This window comes from Legionella parisiensis (genome assembly GCF_001467945.1).
GTDB classification, from domain to species: Bacteria; Pseudomonadota; Gammaproteobacteria; order Legionellales; family Legionellaceae; genus Legionella; species Legionella parisiensis.
On the sequence record NZ_LNYQ01000013.1, the window covers coordinates 499,896 to 516,877 of the forward strand.

Sequence of the window (16,982 nt, forward strand, 5' to 3'; positions counted from 1 at the left end):
AGTTTTTTTTGTAAAGTAAATTTTTATTTGGGGAGAGACCTCGATCTAATACGACATGCCCCTAATATAGAGAGGCCTGTATTTCGATTCAATTTGTTATTATGGATTCCAACAAATAGTTTGTGCGGTTCCTGACGAGTCTACAGCGGTTTTTACGTTAGATTGATCTACCGTCATACTGGCACAGGTTGTATCCTCAGCCTGACTCCCAATTGGTGTTGCTGTCAGTGTATAGGTTGTTGGCCCTACATTTGATAAGGTAATATTGTAGAAACCTTGAGCAGATGTTTGTGGAAACGCAGGTAATGAGCCACAAGGTGCATTATAAGAAAAATTTTGTGAGTAACACCGTTCGAGAATGATTTGATCTTGTGCTAATGTGGCCATGGCATCAGAACGACGCGATTTTAGTACGAAACCGGTATAGTAAGGATAGGCTATTGTGGCCAGTATGGCCATAATAAGTACCGCTATCATTAATTCAATTAAGGTGAATCCTTGTCTTCGTACATTGTTCATCATTAGTTTTACCTATTGTTGTATTTGTATTGTACTTTGGAGCATCACTGTGGTATTACCACTGGCACCTATGGAGCGTGCAGTAATCCGATAGACACGAGTAGGTGTTTTCATATTTTGTCCGGGCTGAATAATCGAAGGTAGCTGCTCAATAATGTAACTCGCCGGTGTATTGGAATACCCTTGGAAGCTTGAGATTACTGATGTAGAGCTGGACCAATTTGCTGTGCTCCACAAGGGTGGGGCAGTAGGATTCAGCACATATAATCCATTACTATTCTGTAGGAAATTTGTTGCGTCGTAGGTTCCCTTTATCAGATTATTAATCGCTTCGTTTAAAGCGCCTTCTGTTTTTTCCAAACTGATTTCGGTATCAGTGGCATTGGCTGCAATTCGTGTTTGTGTTGTATTGAGTGACACCGCTGTGAGCGCTAAGACTATGAGAACAAGAAGAAAAATCATGGTCATTAACAGGACATACCCCTTTTGAGGTGCTGAAACCACTTTCTCTATAGAGAGTTTCGAAATCGGTTTAGTGCTGTTGGATAAGCGAACAGACTTTGTGTTTTCAGAAATAGAATTCATGAGCTCGCATTCCTTAAAGCAATATTGATTTCATATACATGACGAAGTCGATTGTCATTGGGAACGGTGACTAAAGTATTTAATACATTATATTGAGTCGTATTCAGATTACCCGAAGCAACTTGTCCCGCGATTAAAAAACCCAGGCGAATCGCATACACTTGAGCCCAGTTTGTGACAGCGTCGGCGGAGACATACTGAGAAATTGTACCATTAGCTCCTATGCCATACTGTACTTTCATTACTTCAACTCCGGGAACCAGAGGTTGAATGGTCCACCCTGCTCCAGTTAAAATACCCCGCATCAATGCACTTTGTGCACCTTGTCCTTGTCCCACGAAAAAAGCGGTTTGTTGTAGTGGAATAAATTGAGATCCTGCCTGGTAGTTTGAACTAAAAGTAGACGAAGAGTTTTCATATTGTCCCGCACCTGATCCATGGCTAATCGTTGTTCCCGCGATATTAGTCACGAGAAAAACAGAGGATTTACCACAATCAGAGATTGCAGCGAACTGTCCAGCACTAAGGTTCATGCCGCTCGTGCTTTGCACTGTAAAGAAGTCGCTACTTGAATCGATCGCTGTAATTGAGACAGGAAAACTACCGGGAGTTGCACCGAGAACAATTAAGACATCACTCGTATTTTGGACATTTCCTGCCAATGATGAATCCAAAGACGGTGTCCAATTACCTGGATTGCTATCATTAGAAGGATTACCGTGGTTAATTGTAATTGTTGTTCCATTTCGGTTGTAACCAGTGAGTAAGCTTGAGTTGGTATTGAGCGAGCCAATAGGGGCTGAACCACCACCATTTAATTGAGACATTGCGGTACTGAGTGAACCACAACCTACAAATCCAGCAGAACGAATAATGGGTGTGACTAGATTGGCAATCGCATTTTCTGTGCTTTGAATAAGAGCCTGTGAGTTTGTTACTTTATAGATTTGAGTTTGTGTTACATAAATTTGTATCATTGCATAACTCAGTAAAAGACCAATGACTGAGGCAACCATGAGTTCGATTAAGGAAAAACCCTGCTGATGTGTTTGATAATTGTTCATAATTGGCTTTGTACGATAAGTTGGACATAGTTAGGGTTGGGAGCAGGAGCGCTACTTGCACCAACAAGATTTTGTGCCAGGCTGTCATCCCATTGCACGGTTACAGTAATCAGTGTATTTCCACCCGTTCCAGGCGCGGGGGATGAGGTGATTGAACCACTGCCGCTGGGTAATTTACTGACATCATTGGCAAGCCAGTACCATGTATCATACGCAGCTAATTGGGTACTTGAACAAGGGGATTGAGTGCATATAACTCCCGGTGCGGGGGGAGGAATTGGTGCCCCACTACTGTTGATATTGCTGATATTGTAGTTACCATTGATTGCAGCCTGATAGTTAGACCGAATTTTGTCAAATATGCCAGAAACACTCTGCACCGCAGCTTGTTTCGCATAACTTGAATTATTTGCTTTGCTCGACATGATTAACATACCTGCAATGCCTAACAGACCGATAGCCAAGATCACAAATGCAATGAGCACCTCGATTAACGACAGTCCTGTTTGTCGAGTGCTGTATTTCCTGGAATTCATGTGTTATCTCCCATTAAGGACATGTAAGTGCGCTGTTATCCCAAACAGCTTGTCCGGGCGTGGGACCTGATTGAACATACCCGGTAGCTAATACTTCTATGGAGCGCGCAAATGTTCCTCCTCTGCTATCACAAAATTTGAAATTACTTGGGGAAGTGGTCACACCATGTGGATCGAAGACTACACTTACAACGTTACCCGACAATACAGGATCCGATGGTGAAAATTGTTGGCTTTGTAATAAGGTACTCGTACCTACTACCGGTTGTGTTGCCACTATCCATCCGGCGCTCCAATTTCCGCCACAAGTAGTAGATTTTGCTGCTCCAAATGGGCAAACTATGACATTCATTGATCCATTAAGTGCACTGTTGCGCGCATAATTGAGTGCATTCACAAACATATCTGTGTAAGCGGTTTGGCGATTATTCATGAGCAAATTGCTTAAGGAGGGCACTGCTATAACCAAAGCGACGCAAAGTACCAATAAGGTCACCAAAAGTTCAATTAAGGTGAACGCTGTCTTTTTAGCTAGCATGAATTTCAAAGTTCCATCCCTGTTTTGAGAGCAAATCCATTTTTAAGTGCCTACATATTTAGTTTAGGTTAAGACTAAAATTTTACCAAAATTTATGCTGTAACGTTTATATGAAAAGAAAAGTGTAATACGGGTAGAATAGTTCCTGCAACAATGTATCTATTTTTCACTGAGTTCTTTTTGCTTGTCTTTTAACCTAAAAAAGTGGTTGAAATTTACGGTGTCTTTAGTTTGCTCGAAACGACTTCACCTGCTTATTCTTGGTTAATCCCACTCAATAAATGTCTCAATATCAGCATGCCTGGCGATCTTTCGTTGTTGATGTTGTTTTTGGTTTTGTGCAAGTATATGAGATCGGGAACATTGAACTGGGGATTTAAATGTTTTCAATGCTTCTTCCAAGTGAACAAATTCGTACCCATTTTGTTTATATAAATTGATAATATCTGGTAATACATAGGCATTTAGTAAATTAGCATGGATCAGCAAAATTTGTGCTTGTTCGGGATTTTGATGAAATTGATTGTGTTCTTCGGCGCGAAGTGTTTGTTGCCAAATGAAATCAAGATAAAAGGGTTTCAATTCTTCAAGATAGGCACGTCTCTTTATCTCGGGTACTGATAATAACCGTTGATTAAAGACAAAATCTTTGGAGTCTACAGTAATAGGAGCAACATGGTAATTTTTTTGTGCCAGATAACAGAGAATATCCTCTTTTTTTTGTCCAGAACTCATGGCTAAATAAGGATAACGAAAATACTTAGGCTCAGTCAAAACAGGAAGCAAAATGTTGTCTGCTTCCTGAATTTCCTGAATGTATCCTTCAGTATCCATTTTATTTAAATTGGCGTGGGTAAGGGTGTGATTACCTAATCCGAAGCCGGCATCGCGAAATTTGTGTAATATTTCCCAGTTATTTTTACGTACTTCACTGGCAATAATAAACCCTGTAGCAGGAATTTGCTCCTTAGTCATGGTATCAATCATCATATTCAAATGAAAATTTCGAGACTCGCCCACAAAAGGGAGATCATCAATAGTTATGGATACCGTTTTTTTAAAGGGTAATTTTTTGGAGGACTCCTTTTTTTTATCGTAGGCAGTCCCTTGAGCTTGATTTTTTGAGTTTGTAATACTACTGCTGTTGTTTCCAGAAATGCTATGCCCATAAGCAAAACTGGCATTTTGACATACTATTAAAAGCATTAGAACGAACGATATTTCTTTGATAATTAATTTAATATTCATTAGTGCAAGGTAAAACAAATTGGAAAAAATGGTATTGTAACAAAAAATTGGCCTAAATGGCTTATCTGAAGTGAAGTGCTTATTAAAAACTTTAAGAAGATAAAGCGGAATGTTGTTCCGCCTTATCGAAGGTTAAGTTAAAAAAGCTTGAATATCAGAATTAGTGGACAGAAGGAATACCGCTTTTATGTTCTAGGACCTCATCTTCCTCTTCTGAGTCATCTTCTTTCTTGGCTCTAAAATAACCTAAAGCTGAAGCTAAGTAACCGCCTTTAGAAGTTTTTTCAGGTAATTTAGTTTCTTTCTTAAATTCCTCAACCGCATCGTTTAGTGCATCCGTACGACAAGCGTAGATCATGTCAATCAACAAATTAAAAGTAGCTTTTAAATTAAAGTCTGTAATTGATGAAAAAATATGGTTACTACGAATTGCTTTTTTACCATTGTTCTTCGGATCTACTGTCATAAATTGTATAAATTGGGTTGCTGAAGCAAGCAATGACTCAACATCTTGTTGGTTTACTACATCTACAGCAAGAATCTTACTTAATCCTGTGAACACAACGGAATTTTCTTTTTTTGAAAGATAGGATGCATCATAAACAACTTTGATTTGTTGACGAACCAGGTGCATTGCTCCAGCAAGAATGGCAACTTTTTCTGCCTCATCGATTTCTGATGTTTTTAGTGTGTTTCTTATAGCATTTAAGAAATGAAATTGAGCAACACGTTCTTTTGATAACTTTTCAATCCTGGAAACATTTTTATCAGCAAGTTCATCTTTGATTAATTCATCAAGATCAGCATTGAGTTTATCCCAACCACCAAATCGGTCTGTTGCAGAGGCTGGAGATTTTTTAGCTGCCTTGAATTTGCTGAGTTCAACAGGTGTTTGTCCGTCAGTAGTAAAAGAAGCAATTATTGCTCTCTGAGCTTCATTTTCCAGTTTATAAGATGTATGAATTAATTTGCTTAAGTTCTCTGTTGGTACAGCGGTTAACATATGGTTTTTTGCAAAGCCTTTACGAGAGTCATCTTCTATAAAAACGTGGTTCAAAAACGCATTCAGAGCAGTATAGAATTTAGAAATTTGATATAAATCAGGTTTGTCTTCTGTTTTGACATCATCTCCGTTGCCTATTGCATCTACTAGTCGAGCGTGAAGCAATCCTGATGATTCCAGCAGACCACGGTTATTTTCAATATCTTGTATTACGGTTAACATGGCACCGTAAAATATATTTACAAGATTTGTAGCGACTGCGGTGGAATTTTTTTCTTGTGATTTTTCTTCTAATCTTTCGAGGATGGAACTCAGGAATTGAAGTTCGAATTTTCTTTTGTTAGGAAGGTCTTCAATTTTTCCCTTATGTTCGCGCTTTAATATGATTTGAACCGTATCGTCAAAATGTTTTCTTAATTCACTTAGTTCCTTTGATACAAACGTCATGTTAGCCTCCAAATTTCCAATGGATTGATAATGTAAGTTCTTCTTACAAGGCCTCAGTGTAAACTAAAGTAAACCGCTCGTCATGTATTTTCATTATACATTTTAGTCTTTGAATAAAACGCAAGGAAATTCATTATGTTAGCTTATTTATTGGGTATTAAAATTGATTTATTTTTTATCAGTGAATATAAAAAAATTGTATTAATTTAAATAATGGGTAATATTCTGTCATTTTTTATAACTGCTTTATCAAGATATCCCAGATAAGCACGCGTATTTCATACACCTTGCATACGTGCAAGGGGGAAATTTTTTAACGAGGTCTGTTTTGAATATTGAAAACGACAAACAGTTGAGCCATCGGTTTTTTAAGAATGCAGGGTTTGCATTAATCTTTCTTCTTGTATGTCGTATTATCTCCATGTGTTTTATTCCTCTAAACGATGTCTCTGAGGCACGTTATGCAGAGATCGCTCGCAAGATGTTGGAAACCGGGAATTGGGTGACTCCGCTACATGATTATGGGGTTCCTTTTTGGGCGAAACCACCTTTGTCGACTTGGTTGTCTGCTTTTTCAATGAAGCTTTTTGGGATTAATGAGTTTGCAGTTCGTTTGCCTGGCTTACTTTTATCTTTGGCGACACTGTGGCTTATTTGGGACTTAGTTAAGAAGCGTAGTGGATCTGTGATTGCCATGCTCACAATTTTAGTTCTTGCAGGAACGTTGGATTTTTTCGTTGATGCAGGAACCGTAATGACTGATCCATCTCTGGTTTTTTGCATTACTTTAGTTTTAGTTGCTTTTTGGCGAGCAATCATTGATGGTAGCAAGCTCTGGTCTTATGTTTTTTTTATAGGTTTGGGATTAGGGCTATTGGCAAAAGGCCCTGTTGCTGTTGTTTTATCAGGAATGCCGATATTTTTTTGGGTTTTATTACGGAATCAATGGCGTAATTTATGGGAAAGGTTGCCTTGGATAAAAGGTGTCTTTTTGATGCTTATTATCGCGCTGCCCTGGTATATTTGGGCAGAACTACGCACGCCTGGGTTTTTAAATTATTTTATTGTTGGTGAGAATTTAAATCGATTTTTAAAACCAGGATGGACTGGTGACAAGTATGGCTATGCGCACCAGGAACTTTGGGGGATGATTTGGGTTTATGCAGTGGTTGGTATCTTTCCTTGGTGTCTGCTCGGTGCTGCTTGGTTTATTAAGTACAGACATAATCCATGTAAAGTATTTAGCGACAAAGATGGGTGGCTGAGTTTTTTCTTTCTTTGTACGGTAATTCCACTGTTCTTTTTTACTTTTTCCAGGAACATTATTTATACTTATATCTTTCCTAGTCTTCCGGCTTTTTCAGTGTTTTTTATAGAATACTGGGAGCGTGTTGGTGCTGTAGCAAAAGCAAAGCAGCTCATTACCGTACTTTCTATTATTGTTGGTGTATTTGCCTTTGGGATAACCCTTGCATTTAATATAGTTCCCAAAGCGGTTTCCAAAACAGAAAAGTCTGTAGTTGCCGCATGGTTAAAACAACATCCAGCTCCCGGAAGTTATCTTATTTATTGGGATTTCAAAGTTGAGTTCTCAGCCCAATTTTACTCACGAGGTCGAGGAAAATTTGCTTTTCATAACGAAGATCTTTGTAAATTATTAGACAATAATCGAGACAATTATTTAGCAATTAGGCCGCAAGATACAGAAGAGGTTTCGCCGGATATGTTTTCCAAAATGATCCTCACTCAACGGGTGTACTCTGGTGACAGGCCGTATTTATTGATGCGTATTCCAGTTTCTGTAATGAATTTTTGTAAGAAGAATACGTAAGACAGTTGAGTCAGTCACAATCAGAGAAATAGGATTGCATTACTAAATTTCTCTCTGCTGTGCTTGGTTCTTTGTTTGTTCAATAAAGATACCAATTCATTTAGAATTTTGTTATAATCGGGCGCAATTTTTTATGCCATAAGGAGTAACTGTGTCGCAATCTCTTACAGTGGATTCGAGAACTTTGGTGCCCCGTGGTGACTTCATGGCCTGGGTTGTATGCCTATCAGCTGGACTATTTTTTTTCTATGAATTTTTCCAGCTCAATATTTTTGATGTAATCAATCAACCCTTGCGAGATGATTTCCATATTGATGCTACTCAATTAAGCTGGATGTCCAGCGCTTATTTGTGGGCCGATATTCTATTTCTTCTTCCTGCAGGAATTATCCTGGACCGCTTTTCTACCCGTACAGTGATTTTAAGCGCAATGTTTGTTTGTGTTTTAGGGACTGTAGGTTTTGCTTTAACCCATTCATTTATTGTCGCCTCATTTTGTCATTTTCTTTCAGGAATAGGTAATGCATTTTGCTTTTTATCCTGTGTAGTATTGGTATCGCATTGGTTTCCACCAAGAAGACAAGCCCTTGTCATTGGTTCTTTAGTGACTATGGCTTTTGTTGGCGGCATGATGGCTCATACCCCTTTTGCTTATCTTTATGAATTGTTTGGATGGCGTAAGGCTTTATTAATCGATGGTGCAGTAGGTGCTGGATTATTGCTTTGGATTTACTGGATGGTTAGCGATAAACCTGAAGATTCACCAATAAAAGCAACTTCCAATCAGGAACAAGTAATTTCTGGATTCATCAAAGCTTTATCCAATTCACAAAATTGGTTAGCAGGTTTTTATACTTCTTTTCTTAATTTGCCGATTATGGTTTTATGTGCTTTATGGGGGGCTAGCTACCTGCAAGCAGTTCATCATTTACCTGACATGGCTGCCAGTAATGTGGTCAGTTTAATTTTTATGGGTAGCGTCGTGGGTTGTCCCCTGGCAGGATGGTTATCTGATTCCCAAGGCCGACGTAAGCCCTTAATGATATTAGGGGCCATTGCCACGCTTATCACGGTTGTTCCCTTATTCCTGGATATGACTTTATCCCAAACTACCTTAAGCATTATATTTTTTGCCTTAGGCTTTTTTACCAGCACCCAGGTAATTTCCTATCCTTTAATCGCTGAAAGCAATTCTGCTGAAAACACAGGCGCTTCTACAGGAATTGCCTCAGTAATTATTATGGGTGGCGGCGGTGTAGGACAGGTGCTCTATGGCTGGTTAATCGCGCATCATGCTGATGCGGGAGCAGTGACAACTTATTCTGTGGCAGATTTTCAATACGCCATGTGGATGTTTCCTATAACTACAGTTTTGGCTTTAATCGCCGTATTACTAACCCGCGAAACAAATTGCAAGCGGTAAGCTGAGGAGTAAAAATGCAAGTGGTGGATGAGTTTCAAGGATATAACGAGATTAAATCGTCATTATTACCGTGGATGGTATGTTTTGCTGCGACTTTATTCTTTTTTTATGAGTTTATTCAGGGGAATATGTTTGCATCCATCGCTGCAAATATCATGCAGGATTTTCAAATACAGGCTGATAGAATGGCTTGGCTATCAAGTATTTACTATCTTTCCAATGTCTTGTTTCTTTTTATTGCGGGAATGCTACTTGATCGGTTTTCGATTAAAAATACTTTGTTGATTGCTATGTTTTTGTGTGTGGCTAGTACTTTTCTGTTGGCATATTCTCATTCATTTTACATGGCCTTGTTTTGCCGGTTTATTACTGGCATTGGCAGTGCCTTCTGTTTCTTAGGTCCGGTGCGTTTAGCATCTCATTGGTTTCCTCCAAAGCGTATGGCTTTGGTAACCGGTGCTATAGTGACTATGGCAATGGCTGGAGGCATGTTGGCTCAATATCCATTAACTCAATTAGTTATTTTGGTTGGATGGCGCCAAGCGGTACAAGATGTGGGAGTTCTTGGTTTTGCCATGTTGGTCGTGATGTTCTTTTGTATCAAAGAAAAACCTCCTGGTGCAGTGAAGCAAGTCGTTAAACCAATAAATGTAGTCTCCGCTGCTAAAAAGGCCTATTTAAACACTCAATACTTGCGGGCAGCATTCTATGCCAGTTTAATGAATATGGCTATTGCCGTATTTGGTGCCATGATGGGTACTTTATATCTGGTGCAACGATTAGATATCAGTACTGCACAAGCCTCTATGGTAAATGGTATGTTATTTTTGGGGTCGATTATTGGATCGCCTCTGGTGGGGTGGATATCTGATAGGATGGGCTTACGGGTTATGCCTATGAAAATAGGAGTCATTGCTTCCTTATTGACGTTACTCGCGGTGCTTTATTTCCCTGTTTCTTATAGTGCAATGGCATTTTTGTTTTTCTTACTGGGTTTCTTCACTTCAGCCCAAGTGATTAGTTACGCACTGGTTGCTGAAAGTAGTTCACCTGCCATGACTGCAACAGCTGTAAGTGTTATTTCAATATTGACTCAAGGCGGTTATATCGTATATCAAAATCTCTTTAGTTATTTATTAACGAATCATGGCGGGATGCAGATGCTCAATGGGACTCCTGTTTATCTACTCAGTGCTTATCAATATGCTGCAATTATTTTACCTGCAGGTTTATTAATTGCTTTTGTCATGCTTTTGGGTTTAAAAGAAACACGTTGCGAACAGATTGAGGACTAAGATGACAGGGAGAGTTTGTATATTACTTATGGATTCATTTGGTATAGGCGCGAGCTTAGATGCATCTCGTTATGGAGATGCCGGCGCTAATACTTTTGTTCATATCCATCAAGCATGTGAGCGCAGTGAATGTGATAGAGAAGGGGTGCGTCAAGGCCCATTACTTTTACCAAATCTGGCCAAATTAGGGCTTTATCATGCTGCCTTGGCCAGTAGCGGGTTGCGTTTTGTTGAATTGTCCTCTTTTCCTGAACCTATCGGGCATTATGGATATGCTGTAGAGCAGAGCTTAGGTAAAGATACGCCAAGTGGACATTGGGAGTTAGCAGGAGTTCCAGTTGTATTTGAATGGGGTTATTTCCCCGAACAACCATTTTGTTTTCCAAAAAAATTAATTGATGCATTCATTCAACGTGCTGGTTTACCAGGTGTACTTGGTGAGAAGCATGCATCAGGCACTACCATTCTTGAAGAGTTAGGTAAAGAACATATGCGAAGTGGTAAACCAATTGTCTATACTTCTGCAGACAGTGTATTTCAAGTTGCTGCTCATGAAGAACTTTTTGGTTTGCAGCGTTTGTATGATATCTGTGAAATCGCTCGTACTTTAGTAGATGAATATCAAATCGGCCGCGTGATTGCTCGACCATTTACTGGTCAACCAGGGACATTCAAGCGAACAGCGAATCGTAAGGATTATGCAACACTACCTCCTGCAAAAACCTTACTCGATTACTTGAAAGAAGCTGGTCGTGAAGTCATTGCCCTAGGGAAAATTGCCGATATTTATGCGCATCAGGGTATCACTCAAGTCATTAAGGCTGACGGTAATATGGCCTTGTTTGACGCTACTTTAACCGCAATGAAGACTGCACCTGATGGAAGTTTGGTTTTTACTAATTTTGTCGATTTTGATTCCTCATACGGTCATAGGCGTGATGTAATTGGTTATGCTCATGCGCTTGAGGAGTTTGATGCGCGTCTTCCAGAGTTGCATGCGTTATTAAAACCGGATGATCTGGTTATTATTGCAGCTGATCATGGTTGCGATCCTACTTTTCCTGGTTCAGATCATACAAGGGAACATATTCCAGTATTGGTGTATGGTCCAAGTCTTAAAAGCCGCTTTATCGGACGCCGTGATACCTTTGCTGATGTTGGACAAAGCATTGCACAACATCTCGGATTAGAAAATTTATCTCATGGGGTATCCTTTTTTCCTCGATAGTGTATGGAGCATTTGGAAATGCTCCATGAGTAATTATTCATTTTGAGCCCCCTTGTTTTTTTGTTTATCATCCCCATGTACGAAGTTCTGGTTTGATTTGAGGATTTAATTTTGGAACAATTTCGTGGGACAACCATACTTTCAGTAAGACGCGGAAATCAAGTAGTTATCGGTGGTGATGGCCAGGTAACTTTAGGTAATACCGTGATGAAGGGTAATGCACGTAAGGTGCGACGCCTCTACAAAGATCAGGTGATTGCTGGCTTTGCTGGCGGTACCGCGGATGCGTTTACTCTTTTTGAACGTTTTGAGAGCAAGTTGGAAATGCATCAAGGCCATTTGGTTCGTGCCGCAGTTGAGCTTGCTAAAGATTGGCGAACAGACAGAATGTTACGCCGGCTTGAAGCAGTGCTTGCTGTAGCAGACGTCAAATCATCCCTAATTATTACAGGTAATGGTGATGTAATCGAGCCTGAGCATAGCTTAATTGCTATTGGTTCAGGTGGTCCTTTTGCACAGGCTGCCGCGCGAGCATTGATGGAAAATACAAAATTATCTGCTGTGGAAATAGTGCGTAAGGCATTAACTATTGCTGGAGATATCTGTATTTATACCAATAACAATTTAACTATAGAAGAATTAAATCATGGCAACAAATAAAAACAAGGCAATGACTCCTCGTGAGGGTATCCGAGAGGTGATGACTCCTCGTGAAATTGTCCAGGAATTGGATAAATATATTATTGGCCAGGATGATGCGAAAAGAGCAGTGGCAATTGCATTACGTAATCGTTGGCGGCGTATGAATATTAAAGATCCCGCTTTACGCAATGAAATTATGCCCAAAAATATTCTCATGATTGGGCCAACTGGAGTTGGTAAAACAGAAATTGCTCGACGTTTGGCTAAATTGGCTCGTGCTCCATTTATCAAAGTAGAAGCAACAAAATTTACCGAAGTAGGATATGTCGGACGGGATGTGGACTCTATTCTTCGTGATTTAGCGGATATTGCAGTAAAACAAGAACGTGAATTTGCTATGAAGAAGGTGGAGCATTTAGCTGAAGATGCAGCTGAAGAACGTATTCTTGATGTATTGCTTCCTCCAGCACGGGGCAGCCTAACACCAAGTGAAAAAGACAGTACAGCCAGACAAGTCTTTCGGAAGCAATTGCGTGAGGGCATTCTCAATGAGAACGAAATTGAAATAGAAATTTCAGCAACGCCAATAGGCATCGAAATTATGGCTCCTCCAGGCATGGAGGAAATGACAAACCAATTGCAGTCTATGTTTCAGCAAGTGGGAAGCCATAGAACAAAAACCCGTAAAATGCCTATTGGCAAGGCCATGCAAATTCTACGTGAAGAGGAAGCTGCTAAACTGATTAACGAAGATGATATTAAGGTTCATGCCATAGAGAATGTGGAACAAAATGGCATTGTCTTTATTGATGAGTTGGATAAAGTAGCTCGACGTACCGAAAACGCGGGTGGTGGGGATGTTTCTCGTGAAGGCGTACAAAGAGATCTGTTGCCTTTAGTGGAAGGAACAACGGTTACTACCAAATACGGTATGATTCGTTCAGATCATATTTTATTTATTGCTTCTGGTGCGTTCCATGTAGCTAAACCCTCTGATCTGATTGCAGAATTGCAGGGTAGATTGCCGATACGTGTTGAGTTATCCGCTCTTTCTGTTGATGATTTTGTACGTATTCTTACTGAGCCTACTGCATCATTGACACTGCAGTATAGTGCTTTAATGGCTACCGAAGGTCTAACGTTAACTTTTGATGAGACAGGAATTAGACGTATTGCCGAAGTAGCATGGCAAGTGAACGAGCGTACTGAAAATATTGGTGCACGTAGGCTTTATACAGTTATGGAGCGATTATTGGAAGTTGTTTCATTTGAAGCAACTGACAAATCAGGCGAGTCCGTCCATGTTGATAAAGCATATGTTGAGAAAAATCTTGGACAACTTGTAGCGGATGAAGACTTAGCTCGTTATATTCTTTAAACTAAAGTAGCCTGGGTGCAGTGCCGCGGTACCGAGGCTATTCCACTTCTATTCAATCAAAATGAACTAATTCAATGAGATATACCTTTATTTCTAAAAATTAAGGTCGCTTGGTATAATAAGCAGCTTGTTCCAATTTTCGTGTTCCGATGCTCGCATACTCCGCGCATGCTGCGCTTCGGTATTCGAGAATCAGACCAATTTGACTCAAGCTAGTGCAATGTAATCAGACCCTATGACAACTTGCACTCTCGATGAATTTTTAATAGGGCTTGATTCAACTGGAGTTTTGGTATGTGATTAACTGTAGATCATAAGAACAGATGCTCTCATGGAGGAGAATAAAATGTCACATAATTCGAGTTCTATTGTTACAATGATAAGTGAGGATCTTGAGCTTATAAATGAAGAGGCAAATGATTCAGTAAGTTATGATTCTCATTCTTGTTTTCCAAGTGTTGATGTAAAATTATATTCCTTTTTTAATCGTTCAAAATCTATTTTAAATTTCCCAGATGCGTATGCAAACATTTGGAATAAAACCAGAGGAGGCTCCAATCACAGAAGGATCGAAGCATTGCTAATAGATTATACCAAAGAAAATTGTTTATTCGGTTCGTTTATCGGGCGGATGATTTCAGGTCATTGGAATAGACATCACGTCAGTGCAGTAAGTAAAATTATCGCGAATATATCAGTTAAGAATTATTATGATTGTGCTGATGATATTCTTTCTGATTTGAAAACACTAAAACCTGGAAAAGGAGGATCTTTGTATCAACGAATTAAATTTATTGAAAAAAAATTGGAAGACCAATTAAAGTATAATTTTAAATTTTAATCTAAAAGAAGCAGTTGAGTTCGTAGCGGCTACCTTAGCTTGCCTGATAGAATTCAATACTTTTTCTAGGTTGAAGATAATGGAGCTGTTTGATGTCTAATCCTTATATTTTGGTTTTATATTACTCGCGAACCGGTTCTGTAGCACAATTAGCACAATATATTGCACGTGGTGTAGAAGGTGTTGAGGGTATTGAAGCACGCTTAAGAACAGTTCCCCCTGTTTCAACTACGTGTGAAGCGGTTGATAAGGCAATCCCGGATAATGGTGCACCTTATGTAACCTTGGATGATTTACAACATTGCCATGGCCTGGCTTTAGGGAGCCCTACTCGTTTTGGAAATATGGCTGCTCCTTTGAAATATTTTTTGGATAGCACTTCATCTTTGTGGTTGGCAGGTGATTTAATAGATAAACCTGCATGTGTTTTTTCTTCTTCTGCGAGTATGCATGGTGGCCAGGAAACCACTTTGTTAAGTATGATGTTGCCTCTGTTGCATCAGGGGATGATTTTATTGGGGGTACCTTATTCTGAACCGTCTTTAAATGACACGGTCAGCGGTGGGACACCCTATGGCGTAACGCATGTTTCCGGGGTGGCAAATGATCGACCTCTCAGTCAGGATGAAATTAATTTAGCCAAGCATTTAGGTGAGCGTCTGGCACGAACTGCTCTGAAGCTGAATAGAAAGAAGTGAGTGATTTATTGAGCTTGGTCGCAGCGAAACTCCAAGAATATTTGCCGTGATTTCCAAAGTACACATTCATCCGGACTATAATAAAATTGAGTGAAAAAAATGAAAGTAATTAGTTTTAATGCCAATGGCATACGTTCAGCAGCACGTAATGGATTTTATGAATGGCTTGCTATGCAAGATGCTGATTTTGTTTGTATTCAGGAAACGAAGGCTCAACCTGAACAGTTAATTCCTGAAGAGCTGTATTATCCTCGTGATTATTTTTGTGATTATTATTCAGCTCAGAAGAAAGGATACAGTGGGGTGGCAATTTATGCCCGCCACAAACCAAACCGAATCGTGAAAGGTATGGGCTTTGATTATTGTGATAATGAAGGACGCTATATTCAATTTGATTATCCTAAATTCAGTATTATCTCCCTTTATTTACCTTCAGGTACTAGTGGAGATGAGAGGCAGACGGTGAAATATAGTTTTCTCGAACAGTTTGCCGAACATTTAATGCGATTAAAAAACGAGGGACGAGAGTTAATTTTGTGTGGGGATTATAATATTGCCCATAAAAAAATCGATTTGAAAAATTGGCGTAGTAATCAGAAGAACTCAGGATTTTTACCTGAAGAGCGAGCCTGGATGGATGAGTTATTTGGGGTTATGGGGTTTGTTGACGCGTTTCGTGTGCATAATCAAGAAGAAGATCAATATACTTGGTGGTCTTTTCGAGGGCGCGCATGGGAAAAAAATGTAGGATGGAGAATTGATTATCAGGTTGTAACTCCTGGCTTTACTGGTGATGTAGTCGGTAGTCGGATTTTTCGAGAGGCTCGCTTGTCTGATCATGCTCCTTTATTAATTGAATATAAAGGAGATTGGTGTGCTTAAGTTAGCAAGCTGGAATGTGAATTCATTGAAGATAAGACTGGAACAAGTATTAGAATGGTTTGATTCCACTCATATGGATATTCTTGCCCTGCAGGAAACGAAGCTGCTTGATGAAAATTTTCCTGTGACTGTGTTTGCTGAGAAAGGCTACCACGTGGCGTTTTCAGGACAGAAGACCTATAACGGTGTTGCGGTAATAAGTCGATATCCTTTCTCTGATGTACTAACTGATATTCCTGATCTCGATGATCCTCAACGGCGCATTTTGGCTGTGACAGTTGCGGGTATGCGTCTGATCAATTTATATGTTCCCAACGGTTCGGAGCTCACTTCTGACAAATATCAATACAAGCTGAATTGGCTGCAAAAGGTTACCGCATTTATTCAACAGCAAATGAGTGTTTTTACTCATGTAGCTGTAGTTGGTGATTTTAACATTGCCCCTGAAGATCGCGACGTTCACGATCCTGCTGAATGGATAGATTCTGTATTGGTAAGTCCAGCTGAACGAGAAGCTTTTACCCAATTATTAAAACTTGGATTGCATGACAGTTTTAGGAATTTTATTCAGGATGAGCAGGTATTCAGTTGGTGGGATTATCGTGCTGCTGCTTTCAGGCGTAATCGAGGCTTGCGTATTGATCATATTTTATTAAGTAAATCACTTAATGGATTATGCAGGCAATCTGTTATTGATAAAGAACCACGCAAGGTGGAGAGACCTTCTGATCATGCTCCGGTTTGGGTAGAACTGGATTTTAATGTCAGCTCATAGTCGAAGAGAAGCGAACAGAATTTCGGTTTTAGTTTTTTCGTTTCGCTTC

General features: G+C 39.6%; 17 protein-coding genes. 10 read left to right on the forward strand and 7 right to left on the reverse strand.

What is annotated here, in order from left to right:
* Positions 1 to 99: 99 nt before the first annotated feature.
* From Lpar_RS08300 to Lpar_RS08330, 7 genes are all read right to left on the reverse strand, one after another.
* Positions 100 to 522 (reverse strand): type IV pilin protein, encoded by a 423-nt coding sequence (locus Lpar_RS08300; protein WP_420324260.1) that lies wholly within the window; start codon positions 520 to 522, stop codon positions 100 to 102.
* A gap of 9 nt (positions 523 to 531) precedes the next feature.
* Entirely contained in the window at positions 532 to 1,104 is a 573-nt protein-coding gene (locus Lpar_RS08305) for a pilus assembly PilX family protein (protein ID WP_058517505.1), read from the reverse strand.
* On the reverse strand, positions 1,101 to 2,168 hold the full coding sequence (locus Lpar_RS08310; protein WP_058517506.1) for a PilW family protein: 1,068 nt from the start codon (positions 2,166 to 2,168) through the stop codon (positions 1,101 to 1,103). Before Lpar_RS08310 ends, Lpar_RS08305 begins: the two co-directional genes overlap by 4 nt.
* Positions 2,165 to 2,704 carry a type IV pilus modification protein PilV gene (pilV, locus tag Lpar_RS08315; RefSeq protein ID WP_058517507.1) on the reverse strand — a complete coding sequence of 180 codons (540 nt, stop codon included), beginning with the start codon at positions 2,702 to 2,704 and terminating at the stop codon, positions 2,165 to 2,167. The genes Lpar_RS08310 and pilV overlap by 4 nt, the downstream gene beginning before the upstream one ends.
* A 13-nt stretch (positions 2,705 to 2,717) precedes the next feature.
* Positions 2,718 to 3,242, reverse strand: a complete 525-nt coding sequence (locus Lpar_RS08320; protein WP_058517508.1) for a GspH/FimT family protein — start codon at positions 3,240 to 3,242, stop codon at positions 2,718 to 2,720.
* Positions 3,243 to 3,506: 264 nt separating this feature from the next.
* Positions 3,507 to 4,490: a polysaccharide deacetylase family protein gene (locus tag Lpar_RS08325; RefSeq protein WP_058517509.1), complete on the reverse strand. Its 984-nt coding sequence runs from the start codon at positions 4,488 to 4,490 to the stop codon at positions 3,507 to 3,509.
* 160 nt (positions 4,491 to 4,650) lie between these two features.
* On the reverse strand, positions 4,651 to 5,940 hold the full coding sequence (locus Lpar_RS08330) for a hypothetical protein (protein ID WP_058517510.1): 1,290 nt from the start codon (positions 5,938 to 5,940) through the stop codon (positions 4,651 to 4,653).
* 328 nt (positions 5,941 to 6,268) lie between these two features.
* Here Lpar_RS08330 and Lpar_RS08335 point away from each other — a divergent pair, with 328 nt between their 5' ends.
* The 10 genes from Lpar_RS08335 to xth all read left to right on the forward strand — a co-directional run bounded on the left by Lpar_RS08335 (position 6,269) and on the right by xth (position 16,933).
* Positions 6,269 to 7,771 (forward strand): ArnT family glycosyltransferase, encoded by a 1,503-nt coding sequence (locus Lpar_RS08335; protein WP_058517511.1) that lies wholly within the window; start codon positions 6,269 to 6,271, stop codon positions 7,769 to 7,771.
* Positions 7,772 to 7,922: 151 nt separating this feature from the next.
* Positions 7,923 to 9,194: an MFS transporter gene (locus Lpar_RS08340; RefSeq protein ID WP_058517512.1), complete on the forward strand. Its 1,272-nt coding sequence runs from the start codon at positions 7,923 to 7,925 to the stop codon at positions 9,192 to 9,194.
* 14 nt (positions 9,195 to 9,208) lie between these two features.
* Positions 9,209 to 10,489 (forward strand): MFS transporter, encoded by a 1,281-nt coding sequence (locus Lpar_RS08345; RefSeq protein WP_058517513.1) that lies wholly within the window; start codon positions 9,209 to 9,211, stop codon positions 10,487 to 10,489.
* A 1-nt stretch (position 10,490) separates the two neighbouring features.
* Positions 10,491 to 11,717 (forward strand): phosphopentomutase, encoded by a 1,227-nt coding sequence (locus Lpar_RS08350; protein ID WP_058517514.1) that lies wholly within the window; start codon positions 10,491 to 10,493, stop codon positions 11,715 to 11,717.
* Positions 11,718 to 11,828: 111 nt separating this feature from the next.
* Entirely contained in the window at positions 11,829 to 12,377 is a 549-nt protein-coding gene (gene hslV / locus Lpar_RS08355) for an ATP-dependent protease subunit HslV (RefSeq protein WP_058517515.1), read from the forward strand.
* Positions 12,364 to 13,737: an ATP-dependent protease ATPase subunit HslU gene (gene hslU / locus Lpar_RS08360; protein WP_172465777.1), complete on the forward strand. Its 1,374-nt coding sequence runs from the start codon at positions 12,364 to 12,366 to the stop codon at positions 13,735 to 13,737. Before hslV ends, hslU begins: the two co-directional genes overlap by 14 nt.
* Before the next feature lie 346 nt (positions 13,738 to 14,083).
* Positions 14,084 to 14,578 carry a DUF5617 domain-containing protein gene (locus Lpar_RS08365; protein WP_058517516.1) on the forward strand — a complete coding sequence of 165 codons (495 nt, stop codon included), beginning with the start codon at positions 14,084 to 14,086 and terminating at the stop codon, positions 14,576 to 14,578.
* 92 nt (positions 14,579 to 14,670) lie between these two features.
* Positions 14,671 to 15,276, forward strand: coding sequence for an NAD(P)H:quinone oxidoreductase (gene wrbA, locus Lpar_RS08370; protein ID WP_058517517.1), 606 nt, complete (start codon positions 14,671 to 14,673; stop codon positions 15,274 to 15,276).
* A gap of 99 nt (positions 15,277 to 15,375) precedes the next feature.
* Entirely contained in the window at positions 15,376 to 16,158 is a 783-nt protein-coding gene (locus Lpar_RS08375) for an exodeoxyribonuclease III (RefSeq protein WP_058517518.1), read from the forward strand.
* Positions 16,151 to 16,933: an exodeoxyribonuclease III gene (xth, locus tag Lpar_RS08380; RefSeq protein WP_058517519.1), complete on the forward strand. Its 783-nt coding sequence runs from the start codon at positions 16,151 to 16,153 to the stop codon at positions 16,931 to 16,933. Before Lpar_RS08375 ends, xth begins: the two co-directional genes overlap by 8 nt.
* The last annotated feature ends 49 nt before the right edge of the window (positions 16,934 to 16,982 follow it).